This is a genomic window from Konateibacter massiliensis (assembly GCF_900184995.1).
Lineage (GTDB): Bacteria > Bacillota > Clostridia > Lachnospirales > Lachnospiraceae > Lachnotalea > Lachnotalea massiliensis.
In genome coordinates this window covers 2685877-2709181 of the sequence record NZ_LT860099.1, presented here as the reverse complement: position 1 = coordinate 2709181, position 23305 = coordinate 2685877, and the positions used below count along the sequence as shown (strand labels likewise).

22 protein-coding genes, 1 tRNA gene and 1 other annotated feature are annotated in these 23305 nt (G+C 37.3%); of the genes, 6 read left to right on the top strand and 17 right to left on the bottom strand.

Annotation, left to right across the window (positions count from 1 at the left end; translation table 11 throughout):
• Positions 1-19 precede the first annotated feature (19 nt).
• From CTY48_RS18025 to CTY48_RS18015, 3 genes are read right to left on the bottom strand one after another with little or no spacing between them, the layout of a single operon-like run.
• Positions 20-793: an ABC transporter ATP-binding protein gene (locus tag CTY48_RS18025; protein ID WP_099469832.1), complete on the bottom strand. Its 774-nt coding sequence runs from the start codon at positions 791-793 to the stop codon at positions 20-22.
• A complete protein-coding gene (locus CTY48_RS18020; protein WP_180272779.1) occupies positions 786-1664 on the bottom strand; it encodes an ABC transporter permease in 879 nt (292 codons plus the stop codon). The genes CTY48_RS18025 and CTY48_RS18020 overlap by 8 nt, the downstream gene beginning before the upstream one ends.
• Before the next feature lie 30 nt (positions 1665-1694).
• A complete protein-coding gene (locus CTY48_RS18015; RefSeq protein WP_099469831.1) occupies positions 1695-2750 on the bottom strand; it encodes an ABC transporter substrate-binding protein in 1056 nt (351 codons plus the stop codon).
• Positions 2751-2957: 207 nt separating this feature from the next.
• Positions 2958-3184: a binding site (T-box leader), on the bottom strand.
• 155 nt (positions 3185-3339) lie between these two features.
• On the opposite strand from CTY48_RS18015, the gene CTY48_RS18010 reads away from it, so the two are divergent.
• Complete coding sequence (locus tag CTY48_RS18010; RefSeq protein WP_099469830.1) at positions 3340-3699, top strand: PH domain-containing protein; 360 nt, start codon at positions 3340-3342, stop codon at positions 3697-3699.
• Positions 3700-3799: 100 nt separating this feature from the next.
• Here the strand turns inward: CTY48_RS18010 and CTY48_RS18005 are convergent, their stop codons facing one another.
• The 14 genes from CTY48_RS18005 to dnaA all read right to left on the bottom strand — a co-directional run bounded on the left by CTY48_RS18005 (position 3800) and on the right by dnaA (position 20170).
• Entirely contained in the window at positions 3800-5173 is a 1374-nt protein-coding gene (locus CTY48_RS18005; RefSeq protein WP_099469829.1) for a 6-phospho-beta-glucosidase, read from the bottom strand.
• A 121-nt stretch (positions 5174-5294) separates the two neighbouring features.
• Complete coding sequence (locus CTY48_RS18000) at positions 5295-6044, bottom strand: MurR/RpiR family transcriptional regulator (protein ID WP_099469828.1); 750 nt, start codon at positions 6042-6044, stop codon at positions 5295-5297.
• Positions 6045-6516: 472 nt separating this feature from the next.
• Positions 6517-6810: an L-rhamnose mutarotase gene (gene rhaM / locus CTY48_RS17995; RefSeq protein WP_099469827.1), complete on the bottom strand. Its 294-nt coding sequence runs from the start codon at positions 6808-6810 to the stop codon at positions 6517-6519.
• A 513-nt stretch (positions 6811-7323) separates the two neighbouring features.
• Positions 7324-7411, bottom strand: a tRNA-Ser gene (locus tag CTY48_RS17990).
• A gap of 60 nt (positions 7412-7471) precedes the next feature.
• Positions 7472-8197 (bottom strand): lysophospholipid acyltransferase family protein, encoded by a 726-nt coding sequence (locus CTY48_RS17985; RefSeq protein WP_099469826.1) that lies wholly within the window; start codon positions 8195-8197, stop codon positions 7472-7474.
• Between the two features lie 4 nt (positions 8198-8201).
• Positions 8202-8738: a Fe-S-containing hydro-lyase gene (locus tag CTY48_RS17980; RefSeq protein WP_099469825.1), complete on the bottom strand. Its 537-nt coding sequence runs from the start codon at positions 8736-8738 to the stop codon at positions 8202-8204.
• Positions 8739-8786: 48 nt separating this feature from the next.
• Positions 8787-9632 carry a fumarate hydratase gene (locus tag CTY48_RS17975; protein ID WP_099469824.1) on the bottom strand — a complete coding sequence of 282 codons (846 nt, stop codon included), beginning with the start codon at positions 9630-9632 and terminating at the stop codon, positions 8787-8789.
• Positions 9633-9659: 27 nt separating this feature from the next.
• Positions 9660-11243 (bottom strand): DUF6056 family protein, encoded by a 1584-nt coding sequence (locus CTY48_RS17970; protein WP_099469823.1) that lies wholly within the window; start codon positions 11241-11243, stop codon positions 9660-9662.
• 317 nt (positions 11244-11560) lie between these two features.
• Complete coding sequence (gene gyrA, locus CTY48_RS17965; RefSeq protein WP_099469822.1) at positions 11561-14077, bottom strand: DNA gyrase subunit A; 2517 nt, start codon at positions 14075-14077, stop codon at positions 11561-11563.
• A 33-nt stretch (positions 14078-14110) separates the two neighbouring features.
• A complete protein-coding gene (gene gyrB / locus CTY48_RS17960; protein WP_099469821.1) occupies positions 14111-16027 on the bottom strand; it encodes a DNA topoisomerase (ATP-hydrolyzing) subunit B in 1917 nt (638 codons plus the stop codon).
• Between the two features lie 48 nt (positions 16028-16075).
• The gene (gene recF, locus CTY48_RS17955; RefSeq protein ID WP_099469820.1) at positions 16076-17161 is read right to left on the bottom strand and encodes a DNA replication/repair protein RecF; all 1086 of its coding nucleotides are present in this window, start codon (positions 17159-17161) and stop codon (positions 16076-16078) included.
• An 18-nt stretch (positions 17162-17179) separates the two neighbouring features.
• On the bottom strand, positions 17180-17386 hold the full coding sequence (locus CTY48_RS17950) for an RNA-binding S4 domain-containing protein (RefSeq protein ID WP_099469819.1): 207 nt from the start codon (positions 17384-17386) through the stop codon (positions 17180-17182).
• A 37-nt stretch (positions 17387-17423) separates the two neighbouring features.
• On the bottom strand, positions 17424-18536 hold the full coding sequence (dnaN, locus tag CTY48_RS17945; RefSeq protein ID WP_099469818.1) for a DNA polymerase III subunit beta: 1113 nt from the start codon (positions 18534-18536) through the stop codon (positions 17424-17426).
• A 284-nt stretch (positions 18537-18820) separates the two neighbouring features.
• Positions 18821-20170 (bottom strand): chromosomal replication initiator protein DnaA, encoded by a 1350-nt coding sequence (gene dnaA / locus CTY48_RS17940; protein ID WP_099469817.1) that lies wholly within the window; start codon positions 20168-20170, stop codon positions 18821-18823.
• A 468-nt stretch (positions 20171-20638) separates the two neighbouring features.
• On the opposite strand from dnaA, the gene rpmH reads away from it, so the two are divergent.
• The 5 genes from rpmH to jag are packed head-to-tail and all read left to right on the top strand — an operon-like array spanning position 20639 to position 23294.
• A complete protein-coding gene (gene rpmH, locus CTY48_RS17935) occupies positions 20639-20773 on the top strand; it encodes a 50S ribosomal protein L34 (protein WP_016280107.1) in 135 nt (44 codons plus the stop codon).
• Positions 20774-20833: 60 nt separating this feature from the next.
• Positions 20834-21172 carry a ribonuclease P protein component gene (rnpA, locus tag CTY48_RS17930; RefSeq protein WP_099469816.1) on the top strand — a complete coding sequence of 113 codons (339 nt, stop codon included), beginning with the start codon at positions 20834-20836 and terminating at the stop codon, positions 21170-21172.
• 5 nt (positions 21173-21177) lie between these two features.
• Entirely contained in the window at positions 21178-21390 is a 213-nt protein-coding gene (gene yidD / locus CTY48_RS17925) for a membrane protein insertion efficiency factor YidD (RefSeq protein WP_180272778.1), read from the top strand.
• Between the two features lie 17 nt (positions 21391-21407).
• Entirely contained in the window at positions 21408-22661 is a 1254-nt protein-coding gene (locus tag CTY48_RS17920) for a YidC/Oxa1 family membrane protein insertase (protein ID WP_099469814.1), read from the top strand.
• A gap of 12 nt (positions 22662-22673) precedes the next feature.
• Positions 22674-23294, top strand: a complete 621-nt coding sequence (gene jag, locus CTY48_RS17915; RefSeq protein WP_099469813.1) for an RNA-binding cell elongation regulator Jag/EloR — start codon at positions 22674-22676, stop codon at positions 23292-23294.
• Positions 23295-23305: the final 11 nt, after the last annotated feature.

Genomic DNA, 23305 nt, shown 5'->3' with positions numbered 1-23305 from the left:
TCTACGTTTGTCTTGCCCTTTAATTCCCACACTCAATACTAATCTGATTAAACTGGTCCAGTATATCCTCAACCTTAATTCCGCTCTTCTCTTCCCCACGTTTGTCAATAATAGCTTCTCCTTGATGCATCATCACCAGTCGATTGCCATATTCCACTGCGTATCTCAGATTGTGCGTCACCATAATGGTTGTAAGCTTTTTTTCTTTGACAATCTTATCAGTCAGCTCCATAATAATCTCGGCAGTCTTAGGATCTAATGCAGCGGTATGTTCGTCTAAAATCAAAAAGCGTATCGGTGTCAGGGTTGACATCAAAAGCGCCATAGCCTGACGCTGCCCTCCCGACAAGGAACCAACCTTTACCTCCATTTTATCTTCCAGACCAAGATTTAACTCCTTTAAACTCTCCCTGTAAAAGTCAATCCGCTTTTTGTTCGTGCCCGGACGAAGGTTAAAGGCTTTTCCTTTGGTGTCTGCAATAGACATGTTTTCTAAGATTGTCATATGCGGGCAGGTTCCCATCGAAGGGTTTTGATAAACTCTTCCGATAATCTGCTGTCTCTTGTATTCCTTTAAATTGGTTATATTTTTTTCGTCCAGTATAATCTGCCCCTGCTCAATCGGAATGCTTCCGCATATGATGTTTAGCATGGACGTCTTTCCTGAACCGTTGCTTCCTACAACGGAGACAAATTCCTCGTCCTGTATCGTCATATTAAAACGGTCAAAAAGGCAGGTTTCATTTACGGTGCCCGGATTATAATATTTACTAATCTCTTTCAGCTCAAGCATTTTTGTTCACCTTCCTTTTCTTCTCCTGGGTCACGACAAGGATAATCAAGAAGAGTACTGCCGTAATCAGCTTTAAGTCATTTGCGCCAAGCCCGGCACTAATGGCAATCGCCACACACGCTTTGTATAAAATGCTTCCGATAATAACTGCTGTTGTTGCTTTTATCCTGTCAAAGCTTTTAAACACATTGATTCCTATGATAACACTCGCAAGTCCAATCACAACCATTCCGGTTCCAAACGTGATATCAAAATAGCTTTGCTCCTGTGCATAGATACAGCCTGCCAATGCAGCAAGGCCGTTTGCAAGACTCAGTCCTACGATTTTTACAAGTCCCATGTCTTTACCTAATGTCGTCACCAAGGTCTTGTTATCTCCGACAGCGCGAAGAAGATAGCCGGAGCGGGTGCGTAAATATGCGTCTAGTAATAATTTTAACAGAATGACCATAACAATGAGAATAACCAGTGTTACCACCTTATTACTCAGGATACCTACAAAAATATTTTTGGTGAATATCGTATCCTTTGTAAAAAATGCCACGTTAGCCTTTCCTGCAATTCGCAAGTTTACCGTGTAAAGCGCCGTCATCATAATAATTCCGGCTAACAAATCTCTTACTTTAAGCCTTACATGTATAATACCGGTTATCATTCCTGCAAAGGTTCCGCATAAGAAAGATGCGAGCAACGTAATATAAGGATTTACTCCATTTGTAATTAATACGGCTGTGATGGCAGCACCTAGCGGAAAGGTTCCGTCTACGGACAAATCCGGAAAATCTAAAATTTTATAAGTAATATAAACTCCTAATGCCATAATCGCATAGATGAGTCCCTGTACTAAAACACTGTTCAGTATGGTCAGCATTCTTACACGCTCCTTTTAAGCAAGCTCTGCTTAGTTTTCTTCTATTGTTTCAAATATTTCTACCGCTTTGTCGGATAATTCCTGCGGTATTTCAATATTTAACGCTTCTGCTACCGCTTTGTTTGCATAAAAGCTTCCTTCCTCAATTACCTCAAATGGCATCTCCGAAGCTTTTGCTTCTCCCTTTAAAATCTTAGCAGCCATAGCACCTGTCTGTTTTCCAAGTTCAAAATAGTCCAAGCCTACCGTTGCAAGGCATCCGATTTTTACCTGTTCGATTTCACTTCCAAACACCGGAATGTTTTTCTCGTTTGCTTTTGACAAAATAACCGGCAATGCACTTACTACCGTGTTATCTGTCAGATTGTTGATGCAGTCTACCTTGCCGATTAAATCATCTGCTGCCAGCGGAATATCTGCCGCTGTTGCGATTGCACTCTCCACAATTTCAAATCCGTACTCGCTTGCCAATGACTTGTATTCTTCCACTGCTACGACTGAATTGATTTCACTTGTTGTATACATAATACCGATTGTTTTTGCCTCCGGAAGCATGGTACGAATCATTTCTAACTGCTGCTGAATCGGTAATTTGTCACTTGTTCCGGTCGCATTTCCGGTCGGTGTTTTATCATCGCCTGCAAGTTCAGCCGCAATCGGATCTGTAATCGCAGTATAAACAACCGGTATATTGGCATCCTTCGCTGCTCCAAATGCACTCTGTGCCATCGGGGTAGCAATCGCGCAAATCAAATCAACCTTCTTGGAAACATAGTTGTCTGCAATCTGTGCTGCTGTTCCGGTATCTGCGTTGGCATTGTCTGAGATAATCGTCAAGTTCTTTCCCTCTTCAATTCCCGCTTCCTTTAAACCTTCAATAAAGCCCTCACGGCAGTTATCCAAGGAACCATGCTGTGCAAACTGTCCAATTCCGATTGTATAGGAGCCTGTGTCCGACGAGGTCGTGCTCTCCGCTGTTTTCTGGCTGTTCTCTGTGCCCGCCTCGTTGCTGCTGCATCCTGCTGCCATAGAAACTGTCAGTGCTGTTGTTAATAATAGTGCTGTTACTCTGTTAAACTTTTTCATATTTTTTCCTCTTTTCTATAATTTTTTATATTGATACAACAAAGCAGGCAGGTCTGCATCCCTCATTCATGAGGACTTGGCTGCTTTGTCGCGCCGAATGCGGTCACGTAATGACATTTTCTACTTGTATTCGTGCGCATAAATGTTTTTTGTATGATAGGAAATTTTTAGAAACTTTCTATCATACAAAAAAAGCCTCAAGCAAATGCTTGAGACGAAATATCCGCGGTACCACTCAAATTGACTAATGTCCTCTTTGTAAACATACTAACATATGCTATGCCTTTGTAACAGGTGCATCTCCCGTCAACGCCTACTATAATTTCAGGTTGCCCTCAAAAGCCCATTCGATTAAAAACTCCATATCGCCTTCCACCCACAGCGACTCTCTGTTATATCATTTCCAATCTACTATTCTTTCTCATCGGTTTTTCATATAGTTATGTTATAACATACAATTTTAATTTTTGTCAACCGTTACTTACACTTTTATGGCCAAATAGTAACTATTTGCAACTGCCTCATATTCTGTTATAATACAGTTATCGTTTTTTAACTTCCCGTTATCTGAAAATGAAAGGAGATACTTATGATTTTTGTTGAAAAGAAAAGAGTCCTGTTTTTCGGACTTCCGTTCACCTTCACCACATATAAGCTGACCGAGGAGGTTATCACAATCAACAGTGGACTGTTCAAAACAGTAGAAAATGACTGTTATATGTATAAGGTTCAGGATGTCACATTAAGCCGCACTCTGCTGGAGAGAATGTTTGGTCTTGGCACAATTACCTGCCAGACCTCGGATGTAACTCACCCTACCTTAACACTTGTACATATTAAAAATTCTCACACTATAAAGGACTATCTGCTCTCTCAGACGGAGGCAGAGAGAAGAAAGCGCCGTACACTAAATACGCTTGATATCGGTGTTGATGCCGAGGATATCTAGGCACAGCTAAAATAACTTCGCGCAAGGGGCGGGTATAAAATGAGCATGACGACCAATATCTTTTCCTATCGGACGTCATGCTTTTTTTATTAACAATCTGCTATTCGCCAGATTCCAAAAACTCAATTCGGTCTTTAAATTGCGGCAGATATTCTTTATGTGCAACTAATAATTCATCTAATACCGTCTGTGCTATTTTACCGCTTGGAACTAAGGGATTCAACGTAAATGCCTGCAAAGCAGTTTTATAATCCCCGGTTACTGCCGCTTTAATCGTAGTCAGCTCCATATCCTTCATATGCTGCAGCAAACCTCTGCTTGAAGGCTCAAAGGAACCCCATGAAATAGGAACCGGCCCGTTGGAAGTGATGATACAGCTTACTTCAACAACTACATCATCCGGCAAATCTGTAATAGCACCGTTATTTTTCGTGCTTACAACCATATGGCTGCGCTTATCATTGTAAATAGAGGTAATTAATTCACATGCCGCATCGGAATAAAAAGCTCCGCCGCGTTTTGCCAATTGAGGCGGTTTAATGCTTAAATTCGGGTCCTTGTAAAGCTCAAATAATTCGGCTTCCGTACATTTTACCAATTCCGCCCGTGTTTCTCCCTTTTCAAATGCCTCCAATTCTTCCTGCAGCATATCATCGGTGATGTAATAGTATCTATGATACATACATGGAATAATACCTAAATCCCGCACTTGCTCCGGCAAAAAAGAAATATTGGGAATATTTTGTACACCGGAGTTATTCACACCTGTTAATGCTTTTTTTAATCCGTCTGATGTCGTGTAAGCAGCATCAATCACTTCTTTTGTTTTTTCTTCTCCTGCTTTATTCCATACACGGTGCCAGTGGAAATGATTTAATCCACCAAAACGGAAAAACAAATCTTCTTCGTTTGTCTGTAACGCTCCTGCTGCGATTTTCCGGCATATAATAGGAACATTGCATAACCCTGCTACCTTGTCCCAATTCCCATAACGCATCACAGCTTCCGTCACCATTCCGGATGGGTTTGTAAAGTTAACCAACCAGGCATCGGGACAAAGTTCCTTCATATCTTCTACAATATCCAAAATTACCGGAATTGTACGCAATGCTTTGAACATTCCGCCTGCTCCGTTGGTCTCCTGTCCAAGAATTCCGTGGGATAACGGGATTCTCTCATCCTTAATACGTGCATCCAACAAACCTACTCGAAGCTGAGTCGAAACAAAATCAGCATCTTTTAGTGCCTCACGGCGATTCAAAGTTAAATGAATTTCCCAGTCTAATCCCGCTGCCTTTACCATTCGCCTTGCCAGATTACCCACAATTTCCAGTTTTTCTTTTCCTTCCTCAATATCAACAAGCCAGATTTCCTTAATTGGTAATTCTTCTTTTCTTTTGATAAAACCTTCCATTAATTCAGGAGTATAGCTGGAACCCCCGCCGATGGTTACTATTTTTAATTTTTTATTCATGATAAATCCTCCTTCTCTAGCACTATTATAGTATCAAGCATTTATTTGCTCAATATATCCAGCGCTTTTAGAAACAAGGAGGACCTCTTAGTTACATGTTTCTTTTAAAAAACATAGTGTTTTATTTTTGTTTTTTGTGAATAGCTGACTTCGCCAGCGTTTCAACGATATACATAGCTGGAATCTGTGAAGTAATATCAACTTTTCCCCATTGATTTTTGCTTGCCAGTTCTCTTTGTATATAATAAGAAATATTATAATCTGCCATTTTTGCCAAGGTACTGTTTTTGCTGTTCGTGATAGACACGATGGTCGCTTTGCTTCTCTTTAGAATATCCGAATTATCCACCAATACCTCCGTTTCTCCTTCCACCGATAAGGCTATGATGATAGTCTCATTTGGCAGTTCCATATTGATAGGAAACATAGGATTATTAATTCCGGTAGAAAAAATACCGATATTGCAAAAATAGCGGCTTGCATAATCTGCCATAATCCCGGAATTTCCTGCGCCCAAAAAGATTACATGCTTTTTTGAAGCAATCAGTGCTGCGATATCATCCAGCTTTTTTTGAAAGGATTCGGTACTTACTCTTTGAAAAAAATCTAAAACAATGGAAGAGTCATATCCTCCTTCCATGCTTTTTTTATTATCACATTCCAACTTATACCGGACTTTAAACTCGGAAAATCCATTGCAATTTACTTTTCTGCAAAATCTGGTAATGGTAGTTGTGGAAACGTGTGCTTCCTTGGCTACTTCCCGAATGGTCATATATGATATTTTTTCGCTGTTTTTCAGTATAAAGTGATATACTTCATAGTCCAAATCACTAAATTGACTTAATGCCTCTTTAGAAAATAAACTCATCTTTTGGCACACCTTTCTGTTTTATAACTTCATTTTACATTTTATTTACTTTTCGTACAAGTAATATTATATATCATAAAGTTTAATGTGTATAATCTAATATTTTTATCTCTTCTCCCAAATTGTTAATAACCATATCCTTCATTTTCTTTACAAAAGGACAAGGATATCTAACCGGGGTGTCTTTTTTAATCCCTGCATCTTAGTTGATTTCAGGAACTGCATTGGAAGCGATATGAACAAAACAATACTGGGAATATGCGAACAGAAAGTCTTACTGAATGATGACGGATTTATACATAGTCTAAAAAAGCAGGCTTTGTTTTAGAAAAGTAAATTACTCAGACTTCGCACTTATCCAAGTGGGAAGTCTGCGTAATTTATATTATGCACATCTCGCGGAGAGGAAGTTGTTGCTTCGCAACCCGCTCGGGCGCGAAGTGTGAGCAAAGCTCACACTTTCTTATTAATCTTAATCTAAATGGAACACCAATTCTAAGTCAACGGCAACCGGGCTGTTGTCCGGGTTAGTCTCCATGATGTCTGCCATGTAGTCCCACCATTTACGGTTGATTGCAGTGTCTGCACCTTTGCTCCATTTTTCTTCATCTTCAATCTCAATGTACCCAAATAATGTCAATGTTTCCTTGTCGAGGAAAATTGAATAGTTTTTTCCGCCGTACTCGTGAATCATATCCTTCATCTCTGGCCATAGCTGGTTGTGGCGGTATTCATACTCCTTTTCCTGACCCTCGTTCAATTTCATTTTGAAGCCTTTAATCNGCTTCGTTCGACTTGCATGTGTTAAGCACGCCGCCAGCGTTCATCCTGAGCCAGGATCAAACTCTCAATAAAAGTTTATATCCTAACGTCAAAAAGCACTAGCTTTGCTATTTTTCCGTTAATTACTGTTTTTTTAGGTTGTATCATTAAATGATACTGTTCTGAATTTTTCTCTTGGTTTTCTATTGAAAACCCTTGAATTTTCAGGGTTGTAATTACTGTTTAATTATCAAGGTTCTGTTTTGTTCCTGTCTGACCAGCAACTTTTATATGATATCATAGTCATATATGCTTGTCAACACTTTTTTTATTTTCTTTTTTATTCTTTTAATCTAAGAGATAAAACAACGTGTAACTCTTGTCACACGCACAAAACCACTTTTCATAGTGGACTTATATTCTACCATTTTAGCCAGTGCTTGTCAATAATTTAGCAAAATTATTAAACAATAATAACAAACAGATTTACCACTTCATTCACTGTGAATAAAAAGAACGGAGAAAGAGGGATTTGAACCCTCGCGCCGCGTTAACGACCTATACCCTTAGCAGGGGCACCTCTTCGACCTCTTGAGTATTTCTCCAAATTGCCCGAATGTATCAACATTATTTAATTAACGCCATCCGACGCAAAATTTATTATACTAAACCGTCAAAGGTTTGTCAATGCTATTTTCTCTTATTTTTTCTTCTATTTTACTTTTTACCAATTTGGCTATTTCAGTGGACTTTATATCCTTATATTCTTCATAAAAGATAGGCTTTAAATAGTGAATTTCCACCGTTTGTTTTTTTATTGAACTTGTATCAAAGGCTTTATAGGAATCAATCAATGCGACAGGTACAATCGGACACTTTGCATTGATGGCACTTTTAAAGCTTCCTCCCTTAAAGTCCAGCAGCGTGTTATCTTTACTTCTTGTTCCCTCCGCAAAAATAACATAATTCCTTCCCTGCTTAACTTCCTCTGTCATTTTATTAATAATCTGCAGGGATTGTCTCACATCGTTTCTGTCAATTAACTGTCCTCTGAATGCTCTCATAATCTGCTTTAGAAAAATGACATGATCTAACTCTTTTTTTGCAACTATGGTAAACGGAAGCGGATGAGATTCCAAAAATGTCAGTATATCAAATAACCCCTGATGGTTGGGAAACATAATATATCCTGTTTCTTTTGGCAAGTTAGAAAGCCCGTGGGATTCTATTTTTACTCTTCCTGCTTTATTTGCTCTCACGATGATATGCTTTAGTAATCCATATCTTTGCTGCTCTGTGTACTTATCATTTTTTCCATAAATACATAATTTAATAAACCAATAAGGTACTCTGTATATATTTAATATAACCATTAATAAAATTCTTTTCATATTATTATCCTACTACACTCTCATATAAATTGTTACCTTCAGAATCAATTACTACTATAACAGGAAAATTTTCAACCTCAAGCTCTCTGATTGCCTCTGTTCCCAAATCCTCATAAGCAATTATGGAAGACTTTGTTATTTTCTTGGATAGAAGCGCACCGGCTCCTCCAACCGCCGCAAAATAAACTGCATTGTTTCTTATAATAGCTTCTCGCACCGGCTCCTGTCTCTTTCCTTTTCCAATCATCCCCTTTAGACCTAAATCGAGAAGGGTTGGAGTATACTTATCCATTCTGCTGCTTGTGGTCGGACCTGCCGAGCCGATTACTCTTCCTTCCCTTGCAGGGGAAGGTCCCATATAATAGATGATATTATTTTTTACATCAATCGGAAGTTCTTCTCCTCTTTCCAAGGCTTCGTACATCCTCTTGTGGGCGGCATCCCTTGCCGTATATATTTTTCCTGTAATATACACATAGTCACCCGCCCGTAAGCTCTTTGCATCTTCTTCGCTCAGGGGTGCTTTTATATATCTGTCCATATTGTCCTCCCATTTTATATTACTTGTAACTGTTTGGTATCTTCACCGTTATATTACTTTCACAATATGCCGGTTAACGTGACAGCATATATTGATAGCAACAGGCAATCCCGCTATATGTGTTGGGAAGGTTTCTATATTAACTGCCAAAGCCGTTATTTTTCCTCCCAAGCCTCCCGGACCGATTCCAAGTTCATTGATTTCTTTTAAAAGATCCTCCTCCAGTTCTCTCACATATCCAATCGAAGAATGTTCCGTTACTTCCCTCGTGAGAGCTTTTTTTGCCAGAAGGGCACATTTTTCAAAAGTTCCGCCTATTCCGACACCTATTACCATCGGAGGACAAGCATTAGGACCTGCATCTTTTACGGCGGTCAATACGGAATTTTTCACTCCCTCAAGTCCGTCAGATGGTTTTAACATAAAAATACGGCTCATATTTTCGCTTCCAAAGCCCTTAGGAGCAACCGTAATCTTGATTTTATCACCTTCCGTCATCTCATAGTGGATGACTGCCGGCGTATTATCTTTCGTATTCTCCCTCTCAATCGGGTCTTTTACTACGGATTTTCTCAGATATCCTTCCTCATAGCCTCTGCGGACTCCTTCGTTGATAGCATCGCTTAAGCTGCCCCCTTCAAAATGAATCTCCTGCCCTATTTCCATAAAAATAACTGCCATTCCGGTATCCTGACAAATCGGTATCATTTGGTCGCCCGCAATTTGTAAATTTTCCTGAAGCTGACACAATATCTGCTTTCCGACAACGGATTCTTCTGTTTCTGTCGCTTTCTTCATTACCTCATCCATGTCCGGTGATAAAAAATGGTTTGCTTTGATACACATTTCTTTTATGCTATCTGTAATTTCACTTACATTTATTGTTCTTAACATTGGAACCTCCTATTCTTATCGTCTCTGTCAATCAGCCCATATAAATTCAATATTCTGCGGTATATTATAATATTCACACATCCATACTTTTACAAATTCAAAGCCTTCCTCGTACTGCATAATATTTGAGCAAATTGTATTTTCCAGCTTTTGCAGATTTACTGTTTCAATCGCTTCACCATTTTTAATGCGTTCAGAAGCATTTTTAAGTTCCTTGTCATTTTGAATGTTAGCCGCACTGTTTACCTGATAGCCATCCAATATAACGGAATAATTCTTATAAGAAAACGGAAGTATGAGAAGAAGCATCAATGCTCCCGCAAAAATACCGTATTTCACCTGTTCTACAAAAGTTGTTGCCAAATCGGTTATGATTCCAAAACTCAGTATCACAAAAGGTACATAGCATCTTATTGTAATTGCCGGAATAAATGCCATCGAAGCGATTGTACACATGGATGCCCAAAACAGGAAAAGCAAGATCTGTTTTTTTACCGACAAATAGTATATAGTAACCTCTGTCATAATAAATGCAATATATAAAAAAATGGTTAACATAACAAAGCTTGTACTTATCTTATTTTCTAAAAAATAGTAGAGAGGCTCTTTTATCAAAATATATAATATAAATAACAACGTATTAATTACGAGAAATACAATATTTACTATTTTATTTCCGTAATTTTTTAGGAGCATCACAACACTGATAAGTACGAGAGCCAGTATATATGCTGTCATGATATAAATAAATTTATATCCGAATACCTCTTTAAAAATACTGTCTACATTTGCCAATGTTCTTTGCACAAGAGGAGTATTGTAAAATTCTATTTTTTCATCCATCCTCTTGCTATTGCCGGGAGCAAACACAACAAATATTGTTCCCAGGCATGCAGCGCCTGTATTTATAATGTCCCATCTGCTCAGCTTTTTTTGCTTTATGTATTTATAAACCGTAACTGCGGCAATGAAAAAACTTAAAGAGATTGCAACCTGCTCCTGTGAGAAAGCGGCAATAAATAAAATAACTGCCACAACAATACGTCTGAACACCAAAAATTTCTGTGAGATATCTTCCCCTCTTATTTCCTTCATCACATTGGCTGAATAAAAATAAGCCCCAATTAAATATGGCATAAACGGCATAACATAAATAACCGCTGCGGTGTACCAGTAAAAGGAATCACGAAGCATTCCTATATGTATTAACCCATACAACGAACAAACAGCAATCGCCGGAAACCATTTATTTTTAACTGGATATATTGTTATGATTTTATATAAAAAATACATAATTAATGTAACAGTGAGAGACATTGCAAGCTGCATTACAATAACACCATTTTTTAAAAGAAGGGCTTCTGTTCCAAAGCTAATCACTCTTCCGCCCCAGTCCATATAATAGAGATATAAAAATTTAAAAAGCTGCCCCAAATTATAGTGAAGACCGTTTACTCCTTCAATACTATTGCTATAGCTCAAAGATGCAAATCCGTAATCATCGTAATAGACAAATACATTTAAATATTGAAATACCATTAAAATAAAAAATATTAGAAATGGAAGTATTGGTATGTATTTTACTATATTTTGCTGTTTTAAGTGTTTCATAACGTTCTCCTCACTTATTTCATTACATAACTCTAATCATATGCTGAAGGGGTCAAAATATATTTTGACCCTGATACCTACGGATTGTTACGCACTTTGTGCTCCCACAATCCTAAAAACATTCGAAATCCGCCCTATTCGGGCTACTTTCTCATGTTTTGCGGGTCCCAACGTCATGTGTTTTCATGCAAGCATGAAACTCATGACTTTTTGACCCTGGTATCATCATATAATAGATGAATTTATTTATCAATAGTCAAAAACAAGGCTGCCTGAAATCATTTCAGGTAAGCCTTGTTTTTATATGCATATATTAATTACTCATTTTTATCATCTAACTCTTCGTTTAGTTCCTCTTCCAACTGCTTTAGCATATCCTCTTCTGTTGCATTGGAGCTTTCTCTTACCTTCGCAATACTTGCAACGGTAATATTTTCCTCCATGTTGATAAGCTTAACACCGGAGGTTATTCGGCCTAATACAGAGATATCAGATACGATAAGCTGAATGATAATACCCTCTGTTGTAATCATCATTATTTCATTTTCATCCGAAACTGCCTTTACACCGACTACATTTCCTGTTTTTTCTGTAATCTTATAGCATTTAACACCCTTGCCGCCTCTGTACTGAACTGTAAACTCTTCAATAAAGGTACGTTTACCCATTCCAAACTCAGAAACGATAAGAAGGGAGTCTCCCTGTGTATTCAGCTGCATTCCGATTACTTCATCGCCGTCCGATAGATTCATTCCGATTACACCCATGGAATTTCTTCCGGTCGGTCTTACATCATTTTCACTGAATCTAATACACTGTCCGTGCTTTGTTACAAGGATAATATCCTTTTCCTTGTTTGTTGATTTAACTTCAATCAAATCATCATCTTCACGTAGGGTAATTGCCTGTAAGCCAGTTTTTCTCACATTTTGATATTCTGTGATATCTGTCTTTTTCACAATACCGTTCTTTGTTGCCATAAATAAATAACGGCCTTTTTTGTATTCCTTAATCGGAATGATAGCGGTTATTTTTTCACCAGGAGAAAGCTGGAGAAGATTGATAATGGCAACTCCTCTTGCCGTTCTTCCTGCCTCAGGAATCTCATATGCCTTCAAGCGGTATACTTTTCCCTTATTCGTAAAGAACATGATATAGTGATGCGTTGTCGTCATCAGGAGATCTTCAATGAAATCTTCTTCCAATGTCTGCATTCCCTTAATTCCCTTACCGCCTCTATGCTGGCTCTTGAAATTATTTACCGTCATTCTTTTAATATAACCTAAGCTGGTCATAGCTATCACGACATTTTCATTCGGAATCAAATCCTCAACTGAAATCTCACTCTCATCATAGCCGATTGAGGTTCTTCTTTCATCACCGTACTTTTCAGCAATAATTAAAATTTCTTCTCTTATCACACCTAACAGCTTCTTTTCATCTGCGAGAATCGCCTGTAATTCTGCGATTTTCTCCATTAATTCTTTATATTCTGCTTCTAGCTTTTCTCTCTCCAAGCCTGTGAGCGCACGCAGACGCATATCTACGATAGCCTGAGCCTGAACATCAGATAAACCAAAGCGTTCAACCAATTTCTCCTTAGCCGCCGCAACATTTTGGGAAGCACGGATAATATGGATAACCTCATCTATGTTGTCCAATGCAACGAGCAAGCCTTCCAATATGTGAGCACGCTCCTGCGCTTTATTAAGCTCATACTGGGTTCTTCTTGTCACAACTTCCTTCTGGTGAAGCAGGTAGTAGTGAAGCATTTGATAAAGATTCAATACTTGCGGCTGATTATCGACAAGTGCAAGCATGATAACACCGAAGGTATCCTGAAGCTGAGTGTGCTTATACAACTGATTTAGTATAATATTTGCATTCACATCTCTTCTCAGCTCAATACAGATTCTCATACCGGTACGGTCTGATTCATCGCGTAAATCAGTAATTCCGTCTATTTTTTTATCTCTTACAAGTTCTGCTATTTTTTCAATCAGTCTTGCTTTATTCACCATGTAAGGAAGCTCTGTTACGATAATACGATTTTTTCCGTTTGCCATCGGCTCAATATCGGTAATCGCTCTCACCCTTATTTTACCGCGGCCTGTTCGATATGCCTCCTCAATTCCGGCTCTTCCAAGAATCGTTGCACCGGTAGGAAAATCAGGTCCCTTTATGATGTCAATCAATTCCTGCATCTCGGTTTCCCTGTCTTCTATTACCTGGTTATCAATGATTTTTACAACGGCGTTGATTACCTCTCGTAAGTTATGAGGTGGAATATTCGTCGCCATACCAACCGCGATACCTGTCGTTCCGTTTACCAAAAGATTCGGATATCTGGACGGCAAAACAACCGGCTCTTTTTCCGTTTCGTCAAAGTTTGGTGTAAAATCCACGGTATCCTTATTGATATCCGCAGTCATCTCCATCGAAATTTTGCTCAAACGAGCTTCCGTGTAACGCATTGCGGCAGCGCCGTCGCCGTCCACAGAACCAAAGTTTCCGTGACCGTCTACAAGCGGATATCTCGTCGACCATTCCTGTGCCATATTTACCAAAGCACCGTAAATGGAGCTATCACCGTGAGGGTGATATTTACCCATTGTATCACCGACAATACGTGCACATTTTCTGTGTGGCTTGTCAGGTCCGTTGTTTAACTCTATCATCGAGAATAAAACTCTTCGTTGAACTGGCTTTAAACCGTCTCTTACATCAGGAAGGGCACGCGATGCAATAACACTCATCGCATAATCAATGTAAGAATCTTCCATTGTTTTTTTCAAGTCCACTTCATGAATTTTATCAAAAATATTATCATCCATTTATGTTTCCTCCGTCTTTCAAAACCTTTTTATTTAGATATCCAGATTTTTAACATATTTTGCGTTAGTTTCTATAAATTCACGTCTTGGCTCTACTTTATCGCCCATGAGTGTTGTAAAAGTCAAATCAACCTCTGTAGCTGATTCTTCGTCCATTGTAACTTTCAAAAGGATTCTCCGCTCCGGATCCATTGTCGTCTCCCAAAGCTGCTCTGCATCCATCTCTCCAAGACCTTTGTAACGCTGTATTTTATTGTTCGTATCTCTGCCGATTTCCAATAAAATGCGGCTTAACTCTGCATCATCATATGCGTACCATACTTTTTTATTCTTCTCAACTTTATAAAGAGGAGGCTGTGCCAAATACACATGGCCTTCTTTGATAAGCTCCGGCATAAAACGATATAAAAAGGTTAATAATAAAGTACTGATATGAGCACCGTCTACGTCGGCATCTGTCATAATGATAATTTTATGATAACGAAGCTTTGTGATATCAAAATCATCGTGAATTCCCGTTCCGAATGCAGTAATCATCGCCTTAATTTCCGCATTGGAATAGATTTTGTCAAGACGCGCCTTCTCCACATTCAATATTTTTCCTCGAAGCGGAAGAATAGCCTGCGTATTTCTGGAACGTGCGGTCTTTGCACTTCCACCGGCGGAATCTCCCTCAACGATGTAAATTTCGCAATTTTTTGGATCCTTATCGGAACAGTCTGCCAGTTTTCCCGGGAGAGCCATACCCTCCAAAGCGGTTTTTCTTCTGGTCAAATCTCTTGCTTTTCTTGCCGCTTCTCTTGCTCGCTGCGCCATAATGGATTTTTCCAGAATAATTTTTGCAACCTGAGGATTCTGTTCCAGATAATAAGTAAGCTGCTCACTCACAATACCGTCAACAGCACCACGCGCTTCGCTGTTACCGAGCTTTTGCTTTGTCTGTCCTTCAAACTGAGGATTCTCAACCTTGATACTTACAATTGCGGTTAAACCTTCTCTGATATCCTCACCGGACAGGTTTGTCTCGTTGTCCTTTAACAGCTTTGCTGACCTTGCGTAGTCATTGAAGGTCTTCGTCAGTGCATTACGAAATCCCGCTAAATGGGTTCCTCCCTCAGGTGTATTAATATTATTTACAAAGCTGTAAGCACTTTCCGTATAAGAATCGTTATGCTGCATCGCAACCTCAACGTATACGTTATCCTTAGAGCCTTCACAGTAAATAATATCATCATAAAGCCCTGTCTTACTTTTATTTAAGTAGCTGACAAACTCCTTAATACCTCCGTCATAATGAAATTCCTTCATTTTCTGAGGTTCTTCTCTGTCGTCTCTCAGTATTATTTTTAAACTCTTTGTCAGGAAAGCCATCTCGCGAAGTCTTGTCTTTAATACCTCATAGTCATAGACAGTTTCCTCAAAAATCTGCTTATCCGGTAAAAAGCTTACCATCGTACCTGTCTTTTCAGGCTCACATTCACCGATTGTCTTTAATTTATAGACAACATGTCCCCTCTCATAGCGCTGTCTGTAAATCTTTCCTTCACTGTATATTGTTACTTCAAGCCACTCTGACAAAGCATTTACGACTGAAGCACCAACGCCATGCAATCCGCCGGATACCTTATATCCTCCACCGCCGAATTTTCCGCCGGCATGAAGAATCGTAAAAACAACCTCAACAGCAGGAATTCCTGCTTTATGATTAATACCTACCGGTATACCACGTCCGTTATCAATAACGGTAATGGAATTGTCGTTGTTAATCGTTACATCAATCGTATCACAGTATCCTGCAAGTGCCTCATCCACCGCATTGTCTACAATTTCGTATACCAAGTGGTGGAGTCCTCTTGTTGATGTACTTCCAATATACATACCCGGTCGCTTTCTAACTGCTTCCAGTCCCTCCAATATCTGTATTTGATCTGCTCCGTATTCAGCACTCATGCTAAACTCCTTTCTAAGTGGCTACCGCTAATTAAATAACCCTAAATACTAATTTTCTGAGATTACCATACCTTCTTTTACCTTGTATACTTTATCAATACAAAATCGATTATTAATAAATTCATCCAAACCGGTACAAGTAATCAATGTCTGTGTATTACTGATATTGTTCAATAAATAGTTTTGCCTGTTTGAATCCAATTCAGACAGTACATCGTCCAGCAATAAAATAGGCTTTTCCTTTATTATTTTTTCCACCAGTTCAATCTCCGATAGCTTTAAGGAAAGTGCCGCGGTTCTTTGCTGTCCCTGAGAGCCGTATTTTCTTATGTCAACGTTCTTAATCAGGAAATTCAAATCATCCCTATGGGGGCCTACCGATGTTGTCTTTAACTTGATATCTTTTTCTATATTTTTTTCCAAAAGGAATAAAAATTCATCTTCCTTTACATTTTCCTCGTATTCGATGAATAATTCTTCCTTTCCTCCCGAAAGCTTTTTATGAACGCCTAAAATAATTTCATTGAGCTGTTCAATAAATTCCCTTCGCCTCTCTATAATTTTAATACCATATTCCGCCAATTGCAAATCCCATACAGACAACGTATCCTGCAGGCTCCTCTGAAAAGGAATATCCTTTAACAGTTTGTTTCTCTGGTTCAATATTTTATTATACTTGGTTAAATGGTATAAATAGATTTTATCTAGTTGACATAACTCTAAGTCAACAAATCTTCTCCGTTCAGAAGGTCCATTTTTAATAATATTCAAATCCTCCGGAGAAAAAAACACAAAATTAACAATACCAAAAAGCTCGCTTGCTCTCTTTATTGGTATTCCGTTGATTGCAATTCCCTTTGTTTTATTTTTTTTGAGATGAATATCTATCTTATACTCAATATCATTTTTTAATATAATACTTCGGATATGTGCTTCATCCCGCTCAAATTTAATAATTTCTCTATCCTTGCTGCTCTTATAAGATTTGGACGTTCCGCACAAATAAATAGCTTCCAGTATATTTGTCTTTCCCTGGGCGTTATCCCCATATAAAATATTGGTTCCTTCATCAAAGGAAATATCCAGCTCATCATAATTTCTAAAATCTGCAAGCTTTAGTGATTTAATAATCATTTTACACCAACTGTTTCATTAAGCCTTTATTTTAATTTCTTCGCCGTCAAAGGAAACAATGTCTCCGTCATGCAGTTTCTTACCTCTTTGGTATTCCACTTCACCATTCACCTTTACAAGCCCCTCCGCTATAACATCCTTTGCCATAACGCCGGATTCTACAAGACCTGCCGCCTTTAAAGCCTGTCCTAATTTAATATATTCATCTCTCAATACAATTTCCATAGTACCGCCTTCTTTTATGGTTTACATAACTTTATTTTTAATTCGCTGCGGAATTAAAGTTTACAGGTAAAATTAAATACGTATATTTTTCCTCTTCATCTTTGATAAAACAAGGTGCTTTTGGATTTACAAAATAAACATCAATATCCTCATCATCGATAACACGAAGTGCATCAATTAAAAACTTAGGGTTAAAGCCGATTAAAATATCCTTGCCCTCTTTTGTAATATCGATATCCTCATTCATTGATCCAATAAAAGAATTGATTTTAAGCTCCATCTTTTCATCATTTACATTAATGATAATCGGCTTCTTATCTCCTTCCTTTACAAGAAGGGTCGCTCTGTCTATGGAGTTTAACAATTCTTTTTTATTTATTTTTACCTTTGTCTCATAATCATTTGTGAGCATCTGTTCAATTTTGAAGTACTCACCTTCTATCAGACGGGATACAACCGTTGTCCTGTCAAATTCAAATACAATATGTTTATCGGTAAAGAAGAGCTTTACCTCAGTTTCCATATCACCGCTTAATATTTTACTGATCTCTATTAATGTTTTGCCAGGAACAACAACCTTCTTGTTGTCATAGCTTTCCTTTAATTTGATATTACGGATAGAAATACGATGGCCGTCCAAGGAGACAACCTTCATCTCATCCTCTCTTATATCAATCAGTTCACCTGTCATCAGCTTATTATTCTCATTATCTGCAATAGAGAAAATTGTCTGTCTGATTACTTCTTTTAAGGTGAATTGTGAAATGGAAATAAAATAATCCTTTTCTATATAAGGTAAATAAGAAAAATCCTCTCCTGATTTACCTACAATATTAAATTTTGCTTTTTCACAGGTGATGATTGTCTTTAATGTAGCATCTGTCTCTATTGTTACATCATTGTCAGGAAGCTTTCTTACGATATCGGTAAAAATTTTGGCATCCAAGGCTATGATTCCTTTTTCTACTATATTGCCTTCTATTTTTGTCTCGATTCCAAGCTCCATATCATTTGCTGTGAGTTTGATTTCATTTGTGGAGGCATCAATCAGAATACATTCCAGTATTGCCATTGTTGTCTTGGATGGAACTGCCTTAGATACGATATTGACACCATGTAATAAATCAGATTTTGTACATACTATTTTCATTGTGTGAATAACTCCTCTCTGGATTTTGTATTAAATAATTATGAAATAAATTAGTAGTCTTAATAATAGAGGGTGTTAAAAAGTGAATAACCCTTAAAAGCTTAATAATTATCATGAGATTAGATGAATGATAACTATGTTAAAAACCGTTTAATATATCATGTATAAAAAGTAAAAAATAAACATAAGATTAGAAAAATCAAACATATAAACACATTTCTAACAGGTTATAAACAAAAATTGTGCATAACTGTTAAAAATTGTTTATAACATCCTTAAATTTCTTAATTAGGGTTAATTTTTTTCTTGATGATATCAATAGCGTTACTGAGTGATTCATTTGTCTTTACTTCGTTTGATATTTTTTCTGAGCCGTGAATGACGGTAGTATGATCCTTTTTGCCAAGGAAGCCTCCGATTGTTTTCAGTGGAGTGCTTGTCATTTCTCTGCACAGGTACATCGCAATTTGTCTTGGAAGTACAATTTCGGCATTTCTTTTTGTGGATGCCAAGTCAGTCGGAGATATATTGTAATGTTCTGCAACTGTATTGATAATTAACTGAGGGGTTATCTCTTTTGGTGCATCCGGTGAAATAATATCCTGAAGAGCACTTTCTGCAAGCTCAACGTTGATTTCTTTTTTTTCAAGCTTTGCACAGGCAATTAATTTATTTAAAGCTCCTTCCAATTCTCGAATATTGGATTTAATGTTAGTAGCGATGTATTTAATTACTTCATCATCAATGTTATAGCCGTCGAGTTCCTCTTTTTTACGAAGAATTGCCATACGTGTTTCATAATCAGGGGAAGATATGTCAGCGATAAGTCCCCATTCAAAACGAGAACGAAGTCTGGCTTCCAAAGTTTCCATGTCCTTTGGAGGTTTATCACTGGAAAGTATAATTTGCTTTTTAGCTCCGTGAAGATCATTGAACGTGTGGAAGAATTCTTCCTGTGTACTTTCCTTACCGATGATAAACTGCACGTCGTCGATAAGCAAAACATCAATGCTTCTATATTTTTCCCTGAATTTGCTCATTGCTGTGTTATTACCGTTTCGAATTGCCTCAATCAGCTCGTTGGTAAAAAATTCACTCGTCACGTACAATACTTTTGCTTCAGGATTTTGCTGCAAAATAAAGTGTGCAATGGAATGCATTAAATGCGTTTTTCCAAGTCCAACCCCTCCATATAAGAAAAGAGGGTTGTAAACCTCTCCGGGAGATTCGGCAACAGCCAGGGAAGCTGCATGTGCAAAACTGTTATTTCCGCCTACGACAAAAGTATCAAATGTATATCTAGGATTGAGATTAGCTTTTTCAACATTTTGATTGAGATTAGGTTTGGCAGGAGCTTTGATTTCTGATTTCTCTATATTTTTTTCTAATATAAATTCAATATTATATTCAACGCCTGTCGCCTCTGCAATTGCTACCTTTAAAGGAAGCGCATATTTATTATTAATATAGGAAAGAGCAGCATTTTCTAAAGGTACAACAATAATAACCGTGTTGTTTTGCACGGTATGTACTCTCAAAGGTAAGAGCCATGTCTTAAATGAAATATCGGTTAATTCATGTTCTTGGCGTACCTGATCCAATATGTCTTCCCATTTTTCTAGTATTAAATCCATTTCTAATCTCCCTGCCTTATAAAGTAAAATAATGTTACTATCCAGCTTTCGGCTGTATAGCAACAAACTGCCTCTACTCTATATTAAACTAAAATAAATAATTTATCAATCGAAAAAAAATACTAAATCATATTAATTCACATTAGGTAAACAAGTTTTTAACACCGAACATAGGGTTTGTGTTTATAAATGGATAAGTTAATTAACACTATCAACATGCTAAAATACAGTAAAAGAGTAATTTATGGACAAGTTATTCACAGGAATAGAAAAAGTTTTCCACAAGTTATACACATTATGTGGATAAATATTATGTAAATCAATATGGATAAAAATGATGTGTTGAAAAATTGGAAATAAAAATTTATTCAAAAAATATTTGTATTTACTTGACGTGGACTAGTTTATTGAATATAATTAGAATAATGTTTTTTAACATTCGATTATATAAAGGAGGTGCCCCATATTATGAAAATGACATTTCAACCTAAAAAAAGACAAAGATCAAAAGTTCATGGTTTTAGAGCTAGAATGAGTACTCCAGGCGGAAGAAAAGTATTAGCAGCAAGACGTGCAAAAGGAAGAAAAAGATTATCAGCGTAGGCCGCAAATTTGTGGCCTTTTCTTCTATCTGCAGTAGCTGTAGATTGGATTGGAAAAAGAATGAAGTTTTCTGAGAGTGTGAAGAAAAATAAGGACTTTCAACTGATATATAAAAAAGGAAGTTCTTATGCCAACAAGCATTTGGTTATGTATGTGTTAGAGAATCATACAGAGGGTAACAGAATCGGAATATCCGTTAGTAAAAAAGTAGGAAATAGCGTGGTCAGACACAGACTGACAAGATTGGTAAGAGAAAGTTACAGATTAAACGAGGAGAAGTTTCAGACAGGTTTAGATATTGTAATTGTAATCCGAGTAGCGGCGAGAGAAAAAGGTTTTAGTGAAATTCAGGGTTCTTTATTACATTTGGGAAAAATTCACAACATTGTAAAGAGATGATAAGAATGAAAAAAATATTAATTTGGTTAATAAAATTATATAAGAAGTATATATCACCACTTCAATTGTACAGTCATTGTATTTATACTCCGACATGTTCCCAGTATGGATTGGAAGCAATTGAAAAGTATGGTGCATTAAAGGGAACCTATTTGACTTGCAAAAGAATATTAAGATGTAATCCGTTTGCAAAAGGCGGTTATGACCCTGTCCCGTAAATTAAGGAGGATATTAAGTGATTGGTATATTGGCAACACAGACTGGAACACCTGTTATTGGTGAGGTAGCAAGAGTCCTTGGATGGCTCATGAATGCGATTTTTGTTTTTTTAAGCAATACATTTCATATAGAAAATATTGGACTTTGTATTATATTATTTACTTTCATTGTATACATGTTAATGATGCCATTGACGATAAAGCAGCAGAAGTTTTCCAAGCTCTCTGCAAAAATGAATCCTGAGATTCAGGCGATTCAGAAAAAGTATAAAGATAAAAAGGACCAGCAGTCCATGCTGGCAATGAATGAGGAAACAAAGGCTATTTATGAAAAATATGGTACTTCTCCAACGGGAGGCTGTTTACAGCTTATTATTCAGATGCCTATTTTGTTTGCTCTTTATCGGGTTATTTATAATATCCCGGCTTATGTAAGCAGTATAAAGGATACTTACAGTGCATTAGTACAAGGAATTATGGCAGACCCTAACTATCTGACGATTATGCAGAAAATTGGGGAAGAGAAGATGATTAGCCCGGATAAATATGATTATACACAGGCTAATACGCTTATTGATGTTTTATATAAATTTGATACATCGGATTGGACACACTTAACATCTCAGTTTCCTGATTTAAGTTCGGTTATATCTGAAACATCAGCTAAAATGTCTCATATGAACAGCTTTTTAGGTGTTATTAATATATCCGATTCACCGATTACTTATATTTTAACAAGCAGTATAGTACCTCTTGCATTTATTGTTGCGGTTTTAATTCCGGTATTATCTGGTTTAACACAGTGGATTAACGTTAAGCTTATGCCACAGCCTGCAGCACCTGTAAATGGTGAGCAGAATCCAATGATGAATTCTATGAAAACAATGAACCTGATGATGCCGATTATGTCAGCAGTAATGACATTTACATTCCCGGTAGGTCTTGGTTTATACTGGATTGCAGGTTCGGTATTTCGTTGTATCCAGCAGTTAGTTATTAATAAATATATGGATACCATTGATCTTGATGATTTGATTAAGAAGAATATGGAAAAAGCAAGCAAAAAGAGAGAGAAGCAGGGACTTCCTCAGATTTCTGCGGCAGCAAAAACAAATGTTAAAAACATTGAAAGTACTGCTAAAAAAGATACGAATGATAAAAAACAAGGAGAAGGCAAAGCTACCGGTCAGACAAACTATAATGTAAAACCGGGAAGCATAAAAGATAAAGCCAATTTGGTAAAGCAATATAACGAAAAGAATACGAAATAGGGGGTAATTGGAATGGATTATATCAAGTTTTCCGCAAAGACAGTTGATGACGCAATAACAGAGGCGTTAATTAAGCTTGAAACTACCAGTGATATGATTGAATATGAAGTACTTGAAAAAGGTAGTTCAGGATTTTTAGGATTTAACAGTAAACCCGCTGTTATTCAGGCAAGAAGAAAATTTACGCTTGAAGATTATGTAAGAGAATTTTTGGATAACGTATTCGACAAAATGAATATGAAGGTTGAGGTAATCATTAATCTTGACGAAGCAAATAATAGTCTTGATGTTGAATTAAAGGGTGATGAGATGGGTGTTTTAATCGGAAAAAGAGGACAAACACTTGATTCACTTCAATATTTAATCAGCTTAGTTGCAAATAAAAATAGTGATAACTATTTAAGAGTTAAATTGGATACGGAAAATTATAGGAAAAGAAGAAAAGAGACACTTGAGACCTTAGCGAAGAATATTTCCTATAAGGTGAAGAGGACAAAGCGTCCTGTTTCATTGGAGCCTATGAATCCATATGAGAGAAGAGTAATTCATTCCGCATTACAAAATGATAGATATGTTGTGACTCATAGTGAAGGCGAAGAGCCGTATAGAAGAGTTGTAGTTACATTAAAATAGTGATTAAAAAT